This is a genomic window from Pseudomonas sp. VA159-2 (assembly GCF_024126635.1).
Taxonomy (GTDB): domain Bacteria; phylum Pseudomonadota; class Gammaproteobacteria; order Pseudomonadales; family Pseudomonadaceae; genus Aquipseudomonas; species Aquipseudomonas muyukensis.
Map to the genome: position 1 here is coordinate 20,508 of NZ_JAMYBV010000008.1, position 17,249 is coordinate 37,756.

General features: G+C 65.9%; 13 protein-coding genes. 9 read left to right on the forward strand and 4 right to left on the reverse strand.

Annotated elements, in window-relative coordinates; translation table 11 throughout:
* Positions 1 to 47: 47 nt before the first annotated feature.
* Positions 48 to 3,365: a maltose alpha-D-glucosyltransferase gene (gene treS, locus NJG22_RS09795; protein ID WP_253094128.1), complete on the reverse strand. Its 3,318-nt coding sequence runs from the start codon at positions 3,363 to 3,365 to the stop codon at positions 48 to 50.
* 155 nt (positions 3,366 to 3,520) lie between these two features.
* Complete coding sequence (locus NJG22_RS09800) at positions 3,521 to 5,539, reverse strand: alpha-1,4-glucan--maltose-1-phosphate maltosyltransferase (protein ID WP_253094131.1); 2,019 nt, start codon at positions 5,537 to 5,539, stop codon at positions 3,521 to 3,523.
* A gap of 139 nt (positions 5,540 to 5,678) precedes the next feature.
* On the opposite strand from NJG22_RS09800, the gene NJG22_RS09805 reads away from it, so the two are divergent.
* On the forward strand, positions 5,679 to 5,840 hold the full coding sequence (locus tag NJG22_RS09805; protein WP_253094133.1) for a hypothetical protein: 162 nt from the start codon (positions 5,679 to 5,681) through the stop codon (positions 5,838 to 5,840).
* A gap of 227 nt (positions 5,841 to 6,067) precedes the next feature.
* The gene (locus NJG22_RS09810) at positions 6,068 to 6,328 is read left to right on the forward strand and encodes an acyl carrier protein (protein ID WP_253094135.1); all 261 of its coding nucleotides are present in this window, start codon (positions 6,068 to 6,070) and stop codon (positions 6,326 to 6,328) included.
* Here NJG22_RS09810 and NJG22_RS09815 read toward each other — a convergent pair.
* Entirely contained in the window at positions 6,291 to 7,973 is a 1,683-nt protein-coding gene (locus tag NJG22_RS09815) for an AMP-binding protein (protein ID WP_253094136.1), read from the reverse strand. The genes NJG22_RS09810 and NJG22_RS09815 overlap by 38 nt on opposite strands.
* Positions 7,974 to 8,255: 282 nt before the next feature.
* Between NJG22_RS09815 and NJG22_RS09820 the strand changes: the two genes are divergently transcribed.
* Genes NJG22_RS09820 through NJG22_RS09835 form a run of 4 tightly spaced genes read left to right on the forward strand, consistent with a single transcriptional unit; the run spans position 8,256 to position 13,811 of the window.
* Entirely contained in the window at positions 8,256 to 9,419 is a 1,164-nt protein-coding gene (locus NJG22_RS09820; RefSeq protein WP_253094139.1) for an isovaleryl-CoA dehydrogenase, read from the forward strand.
* A gap of 19 nt (positions 9,420 to 9,438) precedes the next feature.
* Positions 9,439 to 11,046, forward strand: a complete 1,608-nt coding sequence (locus tag NJG22_RS09825; RefSeq protein WP_253094141.1) for a carboxyl transferase domain-containing protein — start codon at positions 9,439 to 9,441, stop codon at positions 11,044 to 11,046.
* Positions 11,047 to 11,049: 3 nt separating this feature from the next.
* Positions 11,050 to 11,859: a gamma-carboxygeranoyl-CoA hydratase gene (locus tag NJG22_RS09830; protein ID WP_253094143.1), complete on the forward strand. Its 810-nt coding sequence runs from the start codon at positions 11,050 to 11,052 to the stop codon at positions 11,857 to 11,859.
* Positions 11,856 to 13,811: an acetyl/propionyl/methylcrotonyl-CoA carboxylase subunit alpha gene (locus NJG22_RS09835; protein ID WP_253094145.1), complete on the forward strand. Its 1,956-nt coding sequence runs from the start codon at positions 11,856 to 11,858 to the stop codon at positions 13,809 to 13,811. Before NJG22_RS09830 ends, NJG22_RS09835 begins: the two co-directional genes overlap by 4 nt.
* A gap of 91 nt (positions 13,812 to 13,902) precedes the next feature.
* Here NJG22_RS09835 and NJG22_RS09840 read toward each other — a convergent pair whose 3' ends face one another.
* Positions 13,903 to 14,556: a S24 family peptidase gene (locus NJG22_RS09840; RefSeq protein ID WP_253094147.1), complete on the reverse strand. Its 654-nt coding sequence runs from the start codon at positions 14,554 to 14,556 to the stop codon at positions 13,903 to 13,905.
* A gap of 129 nt (positions 14,557 to 14,685) precedes the next feature.
* On the opposite strand from NJG22_RS09840, the gene NJG22_RS09845 reads away from it, so the two are divergent.
* The 3 genes from NJG22_RS09845 to NJG22_RS09855 all read left to right on the forward strand — a co-directional run bounded on the left by NJG22_RS09845 (position 14,686) and on the right by NJG22_RS09855 (position 17,229).
* A complete protein-coding gene (locus NJG22_RS09845; RefSeq protein WP_217853837.1) occupies positions 14,686 to 15,003 on the forward strand; it encodes a hypothetical protein in 318 nt (105 codons plus the stop codon).
* A 428-nt stretch (positions 15,004 to 15,431) separates the two neighbouring features.
* Positions 15,432 to 15,947 carry a DUF4880 domain-containing protein gene (locus NJG22_RS09850; protein WP_253094149.1) on the forward strand — a complete coding sequence of 172 codons (516 nt, stop codon included), beginning with the start codon at positions 15,432 to 15,434 and terminating at the stop codon, positions 15,945 to 15,947.
* 133 nt (positions 15,948 to 16,080) lie between these two features.
* Positions 16,081 to 17,229, forward strand: a complete 1,149-nt coding sequence (locus tag NJG22_RS09855; RefSeq protein WP_253094158.1) for a M14-type cytosolic carboxypeptidase — start codon at positions 16,081 to 16,083, stop codon at positions 17,227 to 17,229.
* Positions 17,230 to 17,249 lie beyond the last annotated feature (20 nt).

A 17,249-nucleotide genomic window follows, 5' to 3' on the forward strand; every position in this document is an offset into this window, starting at 1 on the left:
TCATTGACAGCCCTGGGGCTGCGTTGCAGCCCCAGGGTCTTTCAGGCTCATGCTTCACCCCAGGCACTGATCAGCCCATGCAAGCCATGCAAAGGCACGGCCAGCCAGCTGGGCCGGTTCTCGGCTTCGTAGGTGATCTCGTAGGCGGCCTTCTCCAGGCAGAACAGCTCCAGCGCCGCGCGCTCGCCCTCGGCCTGCTGCCAGGCGTGGGGCATGGCGGCGGTGGCCAGCCCGTAGGCTTCGACGAAGGCGTGGCGCGACTGGTGCAAGTACTGCCGGGCAACCCGCTGGCGGGCCTGGCGCGCCGCGTCGGACAGGTCCACCGCCGAGGCGCTGCGCAGGATCATCGCAGCAGCATAGTCGAACGAACGCAGCACGCCGCTGACATCCTTGTACGGGCTTTGCTTGGCCCGGCGCTCGTGCAGCGGCCGCGCCGGCTCGCCCTCGAAGTCGATCAGGTAGGCGTCGCCCTGCACCACCAGCACCTGGCCCAGGTGCAGGTCGCCATGCACGCGCATCAGCAAGCCGCCCTGGGCCTGGCGGGCGAGTTCATCGAGGTGCTGTTGCAGGCCTTCGCGCTGTTGCTGCAGGTCATCGACCAAGGCCTGGCTGTCGTTGTCCAGCGTGTCGCGGTGCAGGGCCAGCAGGTCGAGGGCATGGGCCAGCTCGGCGCCGATCTGCGCGCCCCAGCGTTCACTGTCGGCGGCATCGCTCGGTCGTGGCGCGAAGGCTTGGTTGGTGCTGGGCGCGGCCAGCAGCAGGTGCATCTCGCCCAGGCGCTGGCCGAGCAAGGCGGCGAAACCGCTGAGCTCGGCCAGCGCGTCGGTGTGTGCTTCGGACTCGACGCTGCCCGGCTCCATCTCATCGCGGATCGCCCGCTCCAGGGTGTTCTGCGTCCAGTCCCAGGCATCGCCCTGGTTGCTCAGGTAACCCTGGGCAATCATCAGCAGGTGCGCCTGGTCAGCGTGGTCGACGCGGCTGACCCAGGCCAGCAGCGGCGAAATATTGGCGAAGCCGGCGGCGGTCAGGTAGGCGCTCATCTCCAGCTCCGGGTGCACCCCCGGGTTGACCCGGCGGATCAACTTGAGCACCAGGCTGCCAGCGACCACCACCGAGCTGTTGGACTGCTCGGCGCTGAGGTAGCGCACTTCGCTGTCGTCATCCAGCGCCAGCGCCGCGAGCTGATCGGTGCATTCGAAGCGCAGCTCGCCCAAAGCCTCGCCACAGGGCAGGCGCAGGCCGTCCTGGCAGCCGCGCAGCACCGCGCGAACGAAAGGTTCCAGGACGAAGGCATCGGTGATCAGGCCGACCTGGCGGCCCCGCCGCACCCGCGACAGCGCCAGCTGCTGGGGCAGCGCGGCGTTGATCTGCTCTTCGGGCAGCAGGCCGAACGGCAGTTGGTAAAGGGTGCAGACGCCGTCGCTGTGCACCTCGATCTCGCTGAGCAACGCCGGCAAGGCCGCGGTGCCGAAACGCACGCCATAGCGCAGGCGCACCTGGTCGATCGGCCCTTCCTTGCCGGCGAACCAGCGCCGCTTGGGCAGGTACTGCGGCAGGATCGTGCCTTGCAAGGTGTCGCGTGACGGCGCCTCGAGCAGCTCCTCCATGCGCTTGCGCAGCACCAGGGTGGTCAACTCAGGCAAGCCCTCGGCTGGCTGCAGGTGCCAGCTGGGCATGCGGTCGTGGGAGGCCAGCAGGAACCAGTAGAAGCCGTACGGCGGCAAGGTCAGCAAGAACGGCAACTGGCCGATCGGCGGGAAGGCGCTGCCGCCGAGCATTTCCACCGGCACCCGCTCCGCGTACTGCGACAGCTCGAGCTCGGCGGCCTGGGCGGCGCGCGAGACGTTGGCCACGCACAGCACCACTTCGCTGTTGCCGTTCGGGTCGGTGTACTCGCGAAGGTAGGCCAGAATGCGCCGGTTGCTGGGGGTGAGCATCTTCAAGCTGCCACGGCCAAAGGCCTTCTGCTGCTTGCGCACCGCCAGCAGGCGGCGATTCCAGTTGAGCAGCGAGTGCGGGTCGTGGGCCTGGGCCTCGACGTTGACGGTCTGGTAGCCGTACAGCGGGTCCATGATCGGCGGCAGTACCAGGCGCTGGGGGTCGGCACGGGAGAAACCACCGTTGCGGTCCGGCGACCACTGCATCGGCGTGCGCACGCCGTCGCGGTCACCCAGGTAGATGTTGTCACCCATGCCCAGCTCGTCGCCGTAGTACAAGGTCGGCGTGCCTGGCATCGACAACAGCAGGCTGGTGAGCAGCTCGATGCGCCGCCGGTCGCGCTGCAGCAGCGGCGCCAGGCGCCGGCGAATCCCTAAGTTGATGCGTGCGCGGCGATCCTCGGCGTAGTAGTTCCACAGGTAGTCGCGCTCGCGGTCGGTGACCATCTCCAAGGTCAGCTCATCGTGGTTGCGCAGGAAGATCGCCCATTGGCAGTTGGCCGGGATCTCCGGGGTCTGGCGCAGGATATCGGTGATCGGGAAACGATCCTCCATGGCCAGGGCCATGTACATGCGCGGCATCAGCGGGAAATGGAAGGCCATGTGGCATTCGTCGCCGTCGCCCTCGCCAAAGTAGGGCCGGGTGTCTTCCGGCCATTGGTTGGCCTCGGCCAGCAGCATGCGGTCGGGGTAATTGGCATCGATCTCGGCGCGGATCGCCTTGAGCACCTCGTGGGTCTCGGGCAGGTTCTCGTTGTTGGTGCCGTCGCGCTCGATCAGGTAGGGGATGGCGTCCAGGCGCAGGCCATCGACCCCCAGGTCGAGCCAGAAACGCATCACCCCGATCACCGCCTTGAGCACCTGCGGGTTGTCGAAGTTCAGGTCCGGCTGGTGCGAGTAGAAGCGGTGCCAGAAGTACTGGCCGGCCACTGGGTCCCAGGTCCAGTTGGATTTCTCGGTGTCGAGGAAGATGATCCGCGTGCCGTCGTATTTCTGCTCGTCGTCCGACCACACGTAGAACTCCCGCGCCTTGCTGCCACGCTTGGCGTGGCGGGCGCGCTGGAACCAGGGGTGCTGGTCGGAGGTATGGTTGATGACCAGCTCGGTGATCACCCGCAGGCCGCGCTTGTGGGCCTCGGCAATGAAGCGCCGGGCGTCGGCCATGCTGCCGTAGTCCGGGTGCACGGCCTTGTATTCGGCAATGTCGTAGCCGTCGTCACGCCGCGGCGAGGGGTAGAACGGCAACAGCCAGAGGGTGTTGACGCCCAGTTCGGCGATGTAGTCGAGCTTGCCGATCAGGCCTGCGAAATCGCCGATGCCGTCGTTGTTGGCATCGAAGAACGATTTCACGTGCAGTTGGTAGATCACTGCGTCCTTGTACCACAGCGGGTCGTCGATGAAGGCTGCCGGGCGGGAACGCTTGGCCATGTGCGACTCCTTTCAATTTTCGGTTCGGCACGCCCCTGTAGGAGCGGCCTTGTGTCGCGATAGGGCTGCGCAGCAGCCCCAGCAATCCGCGGTATCTCCAAGACCCTGGGGCTGCTGCGCAGCCCGTTCGCGACACAAGGCCGCTCCTACAGGGGTCAGCGCAGCTTTTCGATGCGCCAGATGCCGAACGGCTGGTGCCAGGGCTCGATGCGCATCCATTGGGTCTTGCCGTGCCAGGTCCAGCGGTGGCCGTTCATCAAGTCCTCGCCCTGGGTATCGGCGTTGTCGTCCAGCCCCAGCTCCCACAGCGGCAACTCGAAGCTGGCCTCCTGGGCGTTGTACGGATCGAGGCTGATGGCCACCAGGATGACGTTGTCGCGCTCGGGCGTGCGCTTGGCGAAATACAGGATCTGGTCGTTCCAGCAGTTGAGGAACACCACCCCCAGGTGGCTCTGCAAAGCGCGGTTCTGGCGGCGGATGCGATTGAGCTGGGCGATCTCGGCGACGATGTTGCCGGGCGCGGTGAAGTCGCGCGGGCGGATCTGGTATTTCTCCGAGTCCAGGTACTCCTCCTTGCCCGGCAGCGGCGTGCCCTCGCACAGTTCGAAGCCCGAATACATGCCCCACAGCCCCGACCCCATGGTCGCCAGCGCCGCGCGAATGAGAAAGCCCGGGCGACCGGAGGTCTGCAGGAAATACGGGTTGATGTCCGGCGTGTTGACGAAGAAGTTCGGCCGGTAGCACTGGCTCCAGGGTGGCTGGTTGAGCTGCTCGAAGTATTCGCGCAGCTCCTGCTTGCTGTTGCGCCAGGTGAAGTAGGTGTAGCTCTGCGCATAACCGACCTTGCCCAGGCGCGCCATCATCGCCGGGCGGGTGAAGGCCTCGGCGAGGAAGATCACCTCGGGGTGGCGGCTACGCACATTGGCGATCAGCCATTGCCAGAACGGCAGCGGCTTGGTGTGCGGGTTGTCGACGCGGAAGGTCTTGACCCCTTGCTCGACCCAGCCGAGCACCACGTCGCGCAGCGCCAGCCACAGGCTCGGCACCGCCTCGGGGGCGTAGAAATCGACATTGACGATGTCCTGGTACTTCTTCGGCGGGTTCTCGGCGTAGCGGATGCTACCGTCGGGGCGCCAGCTGAACCAACCGGGATGTTCCTTGAGCCAGGGGTGGTCCTGGGAACACTGGATGGCGAAGTCCAGTGCGATTTCCAGGCCATGCTCGGCGGCGGCGGCGACCAGCCGGCGGAAGTCCTCGCGCGTGCCCAACTGCGGGTGGATGGCCTCATGGCCGCCTTCGGCGCTGCCGATGGCATAGGGGCTTCCCGGGTCGCCCGGTTCAGCCTTGAGGGCGTTGTTGCGGCCCTTGCGGTGTTGCATGCCAATGGGGTGGATGGGCGGAAAATACAGCACGTCGAAGCCCATGTCGCGGATCATCGGCAGGCGCTGGTGCACGTCGTCAAAGGTGCCGTGGCGCTCGGGGTCGTCGGTGACTGAGCGCGGGAACAGCTCGTACCAGCTGGCGAACTGCGCCGCCTCGCGGTCGACATCCAGCGGCAGTTCGGCGCTGCGGGTCAGGTAGCTGCGGTGCTCGGCCTCGCCCATCAGCTGCGCGGCGTCGCGGTGCAGCAACAGCGCCACCTGATCGTCCGCCGTCAGCCCCGGCAGGCGCTGCTGCAATTGTTCAAGCTGCTCGCGCAGCAGGCCATCGCTGCGCTCGATGCCCTTGCCCAGCAGCAAGCGCCCCTCCTCCAGCTCCAGCTTCACCTCCACGCCGGCGGCGTATTTCTTCTCCAGGTCATGGCAATAGGTGGCCCATGGGTCGATCCAGGCCTCGATGCTGAACAGGTGCAGGCCCAGCTCGGTGGGGGTGAACGCAGCCAGCCACAGGTCGTTGCCTGGCGAGTGCATGGCCACGCAGTGCCAACGCCGGCTGTGGGCCTGGCGCCAGTGCAGGGTCACGGCCAGGCGGTCATGGCCATCGCTGTACACCTTGGCGCCCACTTCGAGCGCATGGCCGCGCACGGCCTTGGCGGCGAAGGTGCCGCCGTCGAGCACCGGGCTGATCGCCTCGATCACGATGCGTGGCGCCAGCAGCGCCTGGGACAGGCTGATGGCCTGGTCCGGATGATCGCCGGCCATGGGCACGCTTTCGAACGGCTCGTTACCTGACATCGCACTCGCTCCGTGGGGATTGTGGCGGTAAGGGTTCAGAGCCATGGCGGCAGGCGGGGGTTCAAAAAAAATGAGCGAATGGCGCAGGCCTGGGTCGAAGCCTGCAACACCTCCTCATTTATCCCGCGAGGTCAGGCCCATGAACATTCCCATCGCACCGGAGATCCCCGACCCGAACATCGACGACCCGGCATTGCCACCGCCGGTGCCCGAGCAGGAGCCGGACGAACTGCCGATCAAGCCGACCGTGCCGCCGACCGTGGGCGACCCGCCGAGCGAGACGCCGCCGGTGAAAGCTTGAGAATAGACAAGGCTTGCGATTCGAGCCCTGGCGCGGCTCGCCAGCGCCACCGCGTACCTTGGTAGGCGCCAGCGTTGCTGGCGAACCAGGCGACGCGATACTCGGCACTGGCGAGATCCCGCCAACCAAGCACAAAGCCAGGCCAACCACACCTGGCAGTTCTACCAGTAGCCGCTGGCAGCCAACCGGCGTACAGAGAAACTCCATTCTCCAACGGCCACCCCGGCATGCGCTCGCGCCTCGATGTCACCCTCCGCCTACTACGGATCCTGGCCCGCTTCCTGGAGCAGAGCCCGCACCGGATCCGGCCCGATATCGCCCTCGACGAACTGGGCGCGGACAGTTTCGACGTGGTCGAGCTGCAAGCGATCATCGAGGACACCTTCGGCATCCTCATCCCCTATCAGATCCACACCTACATCACTTTCGCCGAACTGGTGGACGCGGTCTTCAGGGCGCTACCGGCTCAGCCAGCTCCGCGATGCTGATCTCGCGCATTCGAAACTTCTGCACCTTTCCTGTCACCGTCATGGGGAACTCATCGACAAAGCGAAAATGCCGCGGCGTCTTGAAGTGTGCCAGCCGTGCCTTGCACCATTGCTGCAACTCCTCGGTACTGGCGCTGTGCCCTGGATGCAGGCGGATCCAGGCCACCACTTGCTCGCCGTACTTGCTGCACGGAATCCCCACCACCTGCGCCTCGGCCACCGCCGGATGGGTGTGCAGGAACTCTTCCAGCTCGCGCGGATAGATGTTCTCGCCACCGCGAATGATCATGTCCTTGTTGCGCCCGACGATACGCACGTAGCCGTCATCGTCCATCACCGCCAGATCGCCGCTGTGCATCCAGCCGGCCGGGTCGATGGCCTCATGGGTGGCCTGCAGGTTGTCCCAGTAGCCGAGCATCACGCTGTAGCCGCGGGTGCACAGCTCGCCGATCTCGCCTCGGGCGACGATGCGCCCGTCGCTATCCACCAGCTTGGTCTCCAGCTGCGGCTGGGTACGGCCGACCATGGTCACGCGCAGTTCCAGCTCGTCGTCCGGGCCGGTCTGCAGCGACACCGGGCTGGTTTCGGTCATGCCGTAGGCAATCTGCACCTGGGCCATGTGCAACTGGTCGATGACCTTGCGCATGACCTCGATCGGGCAGGTGGCGCCGGCCATGATGCCGCTGCGCAGGCTCGACAGGTCGAGCTGGGCACGCAGCGGATGGTCGAGCATGGCGATGAACATGGTCGGCACGCCATAGAGGATGCTGGCCCGCTCCTCGGCCACCGCGCGCAGGGTCAGCTCGGCGTCGAAGGCATCGCTGGGGTAGATCATGGTGGCGCCATGGGTGATGCAGCCGAGGTTGGCCATGACCATGCCGAAGCAGTGGTACAGCGGCACCGGTATCACCATGCGGTCACGCTCGCTCAGGCCCAGGCTCTGGCCGACCATGAAGCCGTTGTTGAGGATGTTGTAGTGGCTGAGGGTGGCGCCCTTGGGCGCACCGGTGGTACCGGAGGTGTACTGGATGTTCACCGGCTGGTCGAACTGCAGCTGGGCCTGGCGCGCCGCGTAGTCGGCCGCGCTCACCGCCCCTGCCCGCCCGGCCAGCGCGGCCCAGGGCAGGAAGCCTGGCGGCGGCTCGGTGGCCAGGCTGACCACCCCGCGCAGTTCGGGCAGGCGCTCGCTGGCCAGTGCGCCAGGCGGCGCGGCTGCCAGCTCCGGCACCAGCTCCTGCACCATCGCGTGGTAATCGCAGGCCTTGAAAGCATCGGCGCACACCAGCCAACGGCAGCCGGACTGGCGCAGCGCGTAGTCCAGCTCGCCGACGCGGTAGGCCGGGTTGATGTTGACCAGAATCGCGCCAACCTTGGCCGTGGCCACCTGCAGGATGCACCACTGGGCGCAGTTGGGCGCCCAGATGCCGATCCGGTCGCCAACGGCTATCCCTAGCGTCAGCAAGGCCCGGGCGTAAGTATCGACCTCGGCGGCCAGTTCACGCCAGTTGTAGCGCAGGCCCTGGTGGCGCACCACCAGGGCCTCGCGTTCGGCATGGCGGGCGACGCTGGAATCGAAGGCCTGACCGATGGTCTGGGTCAGCAAGGGCTGGTCCTGGCGGCCGCGGGTATAGCTTGGTTGAGGCATGGCTGTCCCTTCTTGTGGTTGTTCTGGGCACGGCTGAAGCGGGCTGGAAATACTCTGGTCCAAATTTACGTTTACGTAAAGGTGACATTCCAATTGACACTCCAGAAGGCCAGGTTTACGTTAACGTCAACCATCGCCATGGCGGCGTTGTGGCAGCGGGCTTGCCCCGCGATGAGGCCGGACCAGGCAATGGCTGGCCGCTCTGACGGACATCGCGGGGCAAGCCCGCTGCCACAACGCCGCGACCACCGCGTACATTTCAAGAACAACAAGGTGCTCCCAATGCATTACCCCAGCCTGAACTTCGCCCTGGGCGAAACCATCGACATGCTCCGCGACCAGGTGCGCACCTTCGTCGCCGCCGAGCTGGCCCCGCGCGCCGCGCAGATCGACCAGGACAACCTGTTCCCCGCCGACATGTGGCGCAAGTTCGGCGACATGGGCCTGCTGGGCATCACCGTGCCGGAAGCATACGGCGGCGCCGGCCTCGGCTACCTGGCCCACGTGGTGGCGATGGAAGAAATCAGCCGCGGCTCGGCGTCAGTGGCGCTGTCCTACGGCGCTCATTCCAACCTGTGCGTCAATCAGATCAACCGCAACGGCACGCATGAACAGAAACTCAAGTACCTACCCAAGCTGATCAGCGGCGAGCACATCGGTGCCCTGGCCATGAGCGAGCCCAACGCCGGCTCCGACGTGGTGTCGATGAAGCTGCGCGCCGAAAAACGCGGCGACCGCTATGTGCTCAACGGCAGCAAAACCTGGATCACCAACGGCCCCGACGCCAACACCTACGTGATCTACGCCAAGACCGACCTGGACAAGGGCCCGCACGGCATCACCGCGTTCATCGTCGAGCGCGACTGGAAAGGCTTCAGCCGCAGCAACAAGTTCGACAAGCTGGGCATGCGCGGCTCCAACACCTGTGAACTGTTCTTCGACGACGTCGAGGTGCCACAAGAAAACATACTCGGCCAGCTCAACGGCGGCGTGCGCGTGCTGATGAGCGGCCTGGACTACGAGCGCGTGGTGCTCTCGGGCGGGCCGACCGGCATCATGCAAAGCTGCATGGACCTGGTGGTGCCCTACATCCACGACCGCAAGCAGTTCGGCCAGAGCATCGGCGAGTTCCAGCTGATCCAGGGCAAGCTCGCCGACATGTACACCCAGCTCAACGCCAGCCGCGCCTACCTGTATGCCGTGGCCCAGGCCTGCGACCGTGGCGAGACCACCCGCAAGGACGCCGCCGGGGTGATCCTCTATACCGCCGAACGCGCCACGCAGATGGCCCTGGAGGCGATCCAGATTCTCGGTGGCAACGGCTACATCAACGAATTCCCGGCTGGCCGCCTGCTGCGCGACGCCAAGCTGTACGAGATCGGCGCCGGCACCAGCGAGATCCGCCGAATGCTGATCGGTCGCGAACTGTTCAACGAAACCCGCTGAGCACAAGGAACTGGCGTCCATGGCTACCCTGCACACCCAGATCAACCCGCACTCGGCGGAATTCGCCGGCAACAGCGCGGCCATGCTCGAACAGGTCACCCACCTGCGCGGACTGCTCGCCCACGTCGCCCAGGGCGGCGGACCCAAGGCCCAGCAGCGCCACACCTCGCGCGGCAAGCTGCTGCCGCGCGAGCGCATCGACCGCCTGCTCGATGCCGGCTCACCGTTCCTTGAGATCGGCCAGCTGGCCGCCCATGAGGTGTACGGCGAAGACGTGCCGGCCGCAGGCGTGATCGCCGGCATCGGCCGCGTCGAAGGCGTGGAATGCATGATCGTGGCCAACGACGCCACGGTCAAAGGCGGCTCCTACTATCCGCTGACGGTGAAAAAACACCTGCGCGCGCAGACCATCGCGCTGCAGAACCGCCTGCCCTGCATCTACCTGGTGGACTCCGGCGGCGCCAACCTGCCACGCCAGGACGAAGTGTTCCCCGACCGCGAGCACTTCGGGCGGATCTTCTTCAACCAGGCCAACATGAGTGCCCTGGGCATCCCGCAGATCGCCGTGGTGATGGGCTCGTGCACCGCCGGTGGCGCTTATGTGCCGGCCATGGCCGACGAGGCGATCATGGTCCGCCAGCAGGCGACCATCTTTCTCGCCGGCCCACCGCTGGTGAAGGCCGCCACCGGTGAAGTGGTCAGCGCCGAGGACCTCGGCGGCGCCGACGTGCACTGCCGCACCAGCGGCGTGGCCGACCACTACGCCGACAACGACGAGCACGCCCTGGCCATCGCCCGGCGCAGCGTGGCCAACCTCAACTGGCACAAGCAAGGCAAGCTGCAATGCCAGGCGCCGATCGCGCCGTTGTACAACGCCGAAGAGCTGTATGGCGTGGTGCCGGCCGATGCCAAGCAGCCGTTCGATGTCCGCGAGGTGATCGCGCGGCTGGTCGACGGCTCGCTGTTCGATGAGTTCAAGGCCCTGTTCGGCACCACCCTGGTGTGCGGCTTCGCCCACCTGCACGGCTACCCGGTGGCGATCCTGGCCAACAACGGCATTCTCTTCGCCGAGGCCGCGCAAAAAGGCGCGCACTTCATCGAGCTGGCCTGTCAGCGCGGCATCCCGTTGCTGTTCTTGCAGAACATCACCGGCTTCATGGTCGGCAAGAAGTACGAAGAAGGCGGCATCGCCAAGCATGGTGCCAAGCTGGTGACCGCGGTGGCCTGCGCCCAGGTGCCGAAGTTCACGGTGATCATCGGTGGCAGTTTCGGCGCCGGCAACTATGGGATGTGCGGCCGCGCCTATGACCCGCGCTTCCTGTGGATGTGGCCCAACGCGCGAATCGGCGTGATGGGCGCCGAGCAAGCCGCCGGCGTGCTGGCCCAGGTCAAGCGCGAACAGAGCGAGCGCAGTGGCGAGGTGTTCAGCGCTGCGGACGAACAGCAACTCAAGCAGCCGATCCTCGACCAGTACGAGCGCCAGGGCCACCCCTACTACTCCAGCGCCCGGCTGTGGGACGACGGGGTCATCGACCCGGCGCAGACCCGCGATGTGCTCGGCCTGGCCTTGTCCGCCGCGCTGAACGCCCCGATCGAACAGAGCCGCTTCGGCATTTTCCGGATGTGACCCATGAGCGACTTCGCGACTATCGAACTGGAACACGACCCGCGCGGCTTCGCCACCCTGTGGCTCAGCCGCGAAGATAAGAACAACGCCTTCAACGCGCAGATGATCCGCGAGCTGATCGTCGCCCTCGACCGCCTGGCCGAGGACACCGGCCTGCGCTTCGTGCTGCTGCGCGGCCGTGGCCGGCACTTCAGCGCCGGCGCCGACCTGGCCTGGATGCAGCAGTCGGCGGCACTGGACTTCAACACCAACCTCGACGATGCCCATGAACTCGGCGAGCTGATGTATGCCCTGCACCGCCTCAAGGCACCGACCCTGGCCGTGGTGCAAGGCGCAGCCTTCGGTGGTGCCCTGGGGCTGATCAGTTGCTGCGACATGGCCATCGGCACCGAGGACGCCCAGCTGTGCCTGTCCGAGGTCCGCATCGGCCTGGCGCCCGCGGTGATCAGCCCGTTCGTGGTCAAGGCCATCGGCGAACGCGCCGCCCGCCGCTATGCCCTGACCGCCGAGCGCTTCAGCGGCGTGCGGGCCCGCGAGCTGGGCCTGCTGGCCGAGGTGTACCCGGCCGCCGAGCTGGACGTCCAGGTCGAGGCCTGGGTGAGCAACCTGCTGCATAACAGCCCCCAGGCCCTGCGCGCCACCAAGGAGCTGCTGCGCGAAGTGGACGACGGTGAACTGAGCCCAGCGCTGCGCCGCTACTGCGAGAACACCATCGCCCGTATCCGCGTCAGCGCCGAAGGCCAGGAGGGCCTGCGCGCCTTCCTGGAAAAACGCCGCCCGGCCTGGCAAGACAACAAGGAACCGCGCCCATGAGCCGCCCTACCCTGACCACCCTGCTGGTCGCCAACCGCGGCGAAATCGCCTGCCGGGTGATGCGTACCGCCAAGGCCATGGGCCTGACCACCGTGGCCGTGCACAGCGCCACCGACCGCGATGCCCGCCACAGCCGCGAAGCCGATATCCGCGTCGACCTCGGCGGCACCAAGGCGGCCGACAGCTACCTGGTGATCGACAAGCTGATCGCCGCCGCCAAGGCCAGCGGCGCCCAGGCCATCCACCCAGGCTATGGTTTCCTGTCCGAGAACGCAGGCTTCGCCCGCGCCATCGAACAGGCCGGGCTGATCTTCCTCGGGCCACCGGCCAGCGCCATCGACGCCATGGGCAGCAAGTCGGCGGCCAAGGCCCTGATGGAGGCCGCCGGCGTACCACTGGTGCCGGGCTATCACGGCCAGGCCCAGGACCTGGAAACCTTCCGCGCCGCCGCCGAGCGCATCGGCTACCCGGTGCTGCTCAAGGCCAGCGCCGGCGGTGGCGGCAAGGGTATGAAGGTGGTCGAGGAAGAAAGCCAGCTGGCCGACGCCCTGGCCTCGGCCCAGCGTGAGGCGCAGTCGTCGTTCGGCGATGCGCGCATGCTGGTGGAAAAATACCTGCTCAAGCCGCGCCATGTGGAGATCCAGGTGTTCGCCGACCAGCACGGCCACTGCCTGTACCTCAACGAGCGTGACTGCTCGATCCAGCGCCGCCACCAGAAGGTGGTCGAGGAAGCGCCGGCCCCGGGGCTTTCGCCTGAACTGCGCCAGGCCATGGGCGAGGCGGCGGTGCGCGCCGCCCAGGCCATCGGCTATGTCGGCGCTGGCACGGTGGAATTTTTGCTCGATGCCCGTGGCGAGTTCTTCTTCATGGAGATGAACACCCGCCTGCAGGTGGAACACCCGGTCACCGAAGCGATCACCGGGCTGGACCTGGTGGCCTGGCAGATCCGCGTGGCCTGCGGCGAGGCGCTGCCGATCACCCAGGCGCAGGTGCCGCTGCTCGGCCATGCCATCGAGGTACGGCTGTACGCCGAGGACCCGGCCAACGAATTCCTGCCGGCCACCGGCACCCTGGCGCTGTACCGCGAGTCGGCACCCGGCGAAGGCCGGCGGGTGGACAGCGGCGTCGCCGAGGGCGATGTCGTCTCGCCGTTCTACGACCCGATGCTGGGCAAGCTGATCGCCTGGGGCCAAGACCGCGAACAGGCCCGCCTGCGCCTGCTGGCGATGCTCGACGAGTTCGCCATCGGCGGCTTGAAGACCAATATCGCCTTCCTGCGCCGCATCCTCGCGCACCCGGCGTTTGCCGCCGCCGAGCTGGACACCGGGTTCATCCCGCGCCATCAGGCGCTGTTGCTGCCAGCGGCCGAAGCGCTGCCTGCGCCGTTCTGGGAGGCAGCCGCCGAAGCCTGGTTGCACAGCGGGCCCGAGCAGCAGCGCGAGGACGACCAGGTGTCGCCCTGGGCTGCCCGTGATGGCCTGCGCCTGGGCCTGCCGGCGCGCAGCAGCTTGCATCTGCAATGCGATGGGCATGAACAGGCCGTGGCACTGGAGCGCAGTGCGCCGTCGACCTACCGGCTTGAAGGCGAGCAACTGTGCCATGAACACGAGGGCGTGCGCCGCCGGTACCTGGCGGTACGTCGTGGTGGCACGTTGTACCTGCGTTGGCAAGGCGAGTTGCACGCGGTCAGCGTGCATGATCCGATTGCCGCGGCCGAAGCCTGCCATGTCCACCAGGGCGGATTGGCCGCGCCGATGAACGGCAGCATCGTGCGCGTGCTGGTGGCGCCGGGGCAGGTGGTCGAGGCTGGGACCGCGCTGGTGGTCCTGGAGGCGATGAAGATGGAGCACAGCATTCGCGCGTCACAGGCAGGGACGGTGAAGGCGTTGTTCTGCCAGGAGGGGGATATGGTCAGCGAGGGAACCGTACTGGTGGAGCTGGAGGAGGCGTGAAGGGCTTCAGGGGCTCACCGGGAGAGACGCAGCGCCTCACAGGCGCTGCAAGCGCTACCGCCCGCCCCTTGCCGCCGCAATGCGGTTTGTCTTAAAGCAGCCCATGCATCCGCACCACCACCCCGAGAAACTCGCACCCCTTCTCGCACAGCACTGTCGGGTACAGGGTATTGAGCGGCCTGAGCATCTGTTGCCCGCCCTCCTCGATCAACTCGCGCAACACCGCCGGCTTGCCGGGCTGGCGGGCCACCACCAGGCGCCCCGGCGCGGCCTCCACCCCCGCGTCCACCAGCACCAGCACCCCCTGTGGCACACTGCGGCCACGGGGGGCATTCATCGAGTCGTTCTCCACCGGCAGCCAGAAGGCATTGCCAGCCGGCATATACCCCGTCAATTCCTGCGTTTCCCCAGCCTCGGGCAACGGCCCTTGCAGGTCGGCCCATTTCAACACCGGAAAGCGAAAACTGGCATGGCGCAGGGCATTGACCGGCGGCGGCGGGTCGACCGCATAGACACCCCGGCTTTCGCGGGTCATGTCCCGCTCGACCACCATCACCCGCGCCTCGAGGTACAGCAGGCCGAGCTTTTCCAGTTTTTCGTTGACGGTCGCCAGGGTCGGCCTGCGTGTGCCGCGCAGCCAATGGCCGACACCGCCTTGGGTCATGCCCAGGCGTTCGGCCAGTTGGTGTTGCTTGAGGTTGTGCTCGCGCTGGTAGCGCGACAGAAATTCGATCCAGTTTTCCATGGCTGAGAACGATACGGACTGGATGAATGGCATCAATACACATCCAGAATTATCTTAGCACGCAATAAAAATACAGTTTGACCTACTATCACTGTTCTTTGTCCCGGAACGGATTTCGTAGGTGCAGTCATGAGTGATTCGAAAAAAGAAGACACAGATCTCGACGAAGAGGCCGCCCGCCGCGCCCTCGACTATTACCTCAACCCTACCCCCAGCAAGCCCGACCTGGAGCGTTCGCTCTGGACCTTGCGCGAGGGCGTCAGCAACGCCCAGGCCAGCGAGCATGCCATGGCCCTGCTGCGCTGCGCGGCCGCCACGGCGCAGGAAACCGGCAGCCATCTGCAGGGCACGACGCGGGAGGTGGTATTTGCGTTGATGCACATGATGAACATGGCCCGGGCCCTGCTGGAGCAGTGCCACGCCACGGAAAAGGCGGGTAATCGCTAGGGAGAACGTGATAGCCGACGAACGGCGATAGCCCCAGTTGCCGGGGACGAGGAAGGCGTCAGGAAGATTTTTTTACCGATACACGGAAAAATCATTTGACTGGCAAATGATAACGATTATTATTGCACTCAGCAGGTCGCGAGACCCGCTGGATAACCTGCAACGTCCTCAGGTCGGACGCTCAGATTATCTCCTCATCAGGCTAATCACGGTTTTTGACCCGGCTTTTTGCCGGGTCATTTTTTTTGGCTCTTCAGGCTAATGAAGATCGTTTGATGGCGCCGATGATAGCAAAAGTGTGTCAGCGCGTGAACGCTCATTACAAATCTTTGCGGAATCAGCACTTGAGAATCAATCTCGTTAATACTAAGCTGATGCTGCATCATGGAAGATGCCCCCATCCCTCCCCAATGAGCAAGGAGCTGTCCATGACCCGTCTGCTGCTGCCCCTCGAGCATGATCCGCACACGGCCGAACGGCACGGCGAAGACGCCTTGTTGCATGCGCTCAAGCGCCTGCCACGGCGGGTCCAGCAAGTGTTCCTGCTCAACCGCCTCGACCAGCTGGGTTTCGCCGAAATCGCCACGCGCCTCGACCTGCCGCTGGTCAGCATCGAGCGCCACATGAACCAGGCCTTGCAGACCACCCACCAGCCGGGCAACGCCCTGGCCGCTGCCGCCGGGCACTGGTACGTGCGCCTGCAGAGCCCGCAGGTGACGGCCAGCGAACGTATCGATTTTCGCCGCTGGCTGGATGCCAAGCCCGAGCACCTGCACGCTTTCCACGACACCGAACTGCGCTGGCGCAGCCTGTTGCCCCCGGCGCGGCAGTTGGGGCACGACGGCTGGTACCGGCAAGGTCGGGCGGCGCTGTCGCTGGGCGGCTGTTCGATTGCCATCGGCTTTGGCCTGGCAGCCCTGGCCGTGCTGGGCCTGCTGGCCTGAGGCCAAGCCCCGCGCCTTGCGCAAACGCGTCAAGCCAATCCCCTACCACAGTTTGCCGCGCCAATTAACCTGCGCAACCCCACCACCAAGCGGTGTAAAGTACGGTCACAACAACGCCAACAGGAGGCTGGCAATGACCGTGACGCGCTCCCCGCTGCACATCGACTGCGATTTCGATTCCGGCAACATCCTGATCAAGGACGCCAGCGACCCTGCGCATGTCCACCTGAACATCCGCAAGGACAGCCATAGCGACCACTTCCAGTGGTTCCACTTCCGGGTCAGCGGCCTGACACCGGGCCAGGTCCATCGCTTCAGCCTGGACAACGCCCATGAGTCTTCCTACAAGAACGCCTGGAGCGGTTATCACGCCGTGGCCTCCTACGACCAGCAAACCTGGTTCCGGGTGCCCAGCCAGTTCGACGGCAAGGCCCTGAGCTTTGACTTCAAGGCCGAACAGGAGCAAGCCTGGTTCGCCTACTTCGAGCCCTACCCCCGTGCCCGCCACAACCAACTGATCGAACGCGCCCGGCAGATCCCCGGTGTCGAGCTGCTGGCCAGCGGTCGCAGCGTGCAAGGCCGGGATATCCCGCTGCTGCGCGCAGGTGACGGCGCAGCCGGCAAGCGCAAGCTGTGGATCATTGCCCAGCAGCATCCCGGCGAACACATGGCCGAATGGTTCATGGAAGGCGTGATCGATGCCCTCGAAGGCAACGGCCCGGTCATCCAGCGACTGCTAGCCAAGGCCGACCTGTACCTGATCCCCAACATGAACCCGGACGGCGCTTTCCTCGGCCACCTGCGCACCAACTTCAAGGGCAAGGACCTCAACCGCGCCTGGCAGGATGCCAGCGTCGAATCGACCCCCGAGGTGTTGTTCGCCCAGAGCCAGATGAAGCTGCATGGCGTCGATGCCTTCGTCGACGCCCATGGCGACGAGGAAATCCCCCACGTGTTCACCGCCGCCTGCGAGGGCAACCCAGGTTACACGCCGCGCATTGCCAAGCTCGAAGAGCAGTTCCGCAGCACCCTGTGCAACCTGACGCCCGACTTCCAGACCCAGTACGGCTATACCCGCGACGAGCCGGGCCAGGCCAACATGACCCTGGCCTGCAACGCCGTTGGCCAGGCCCATGATTGCCTGTCGCTGACCCTGGAGATGCCGTTCAAGGACCATGACGACGCACCCAACCCGCGCACTGGCTGGTCGGGCGAGCGCTCCAAGGCGCTGGCCGGGGCGGTGCTGGAGACCCTGCTGAAGATGGTCGACGACCTGCGCTGAGCGACACGCCCATCTTTGTG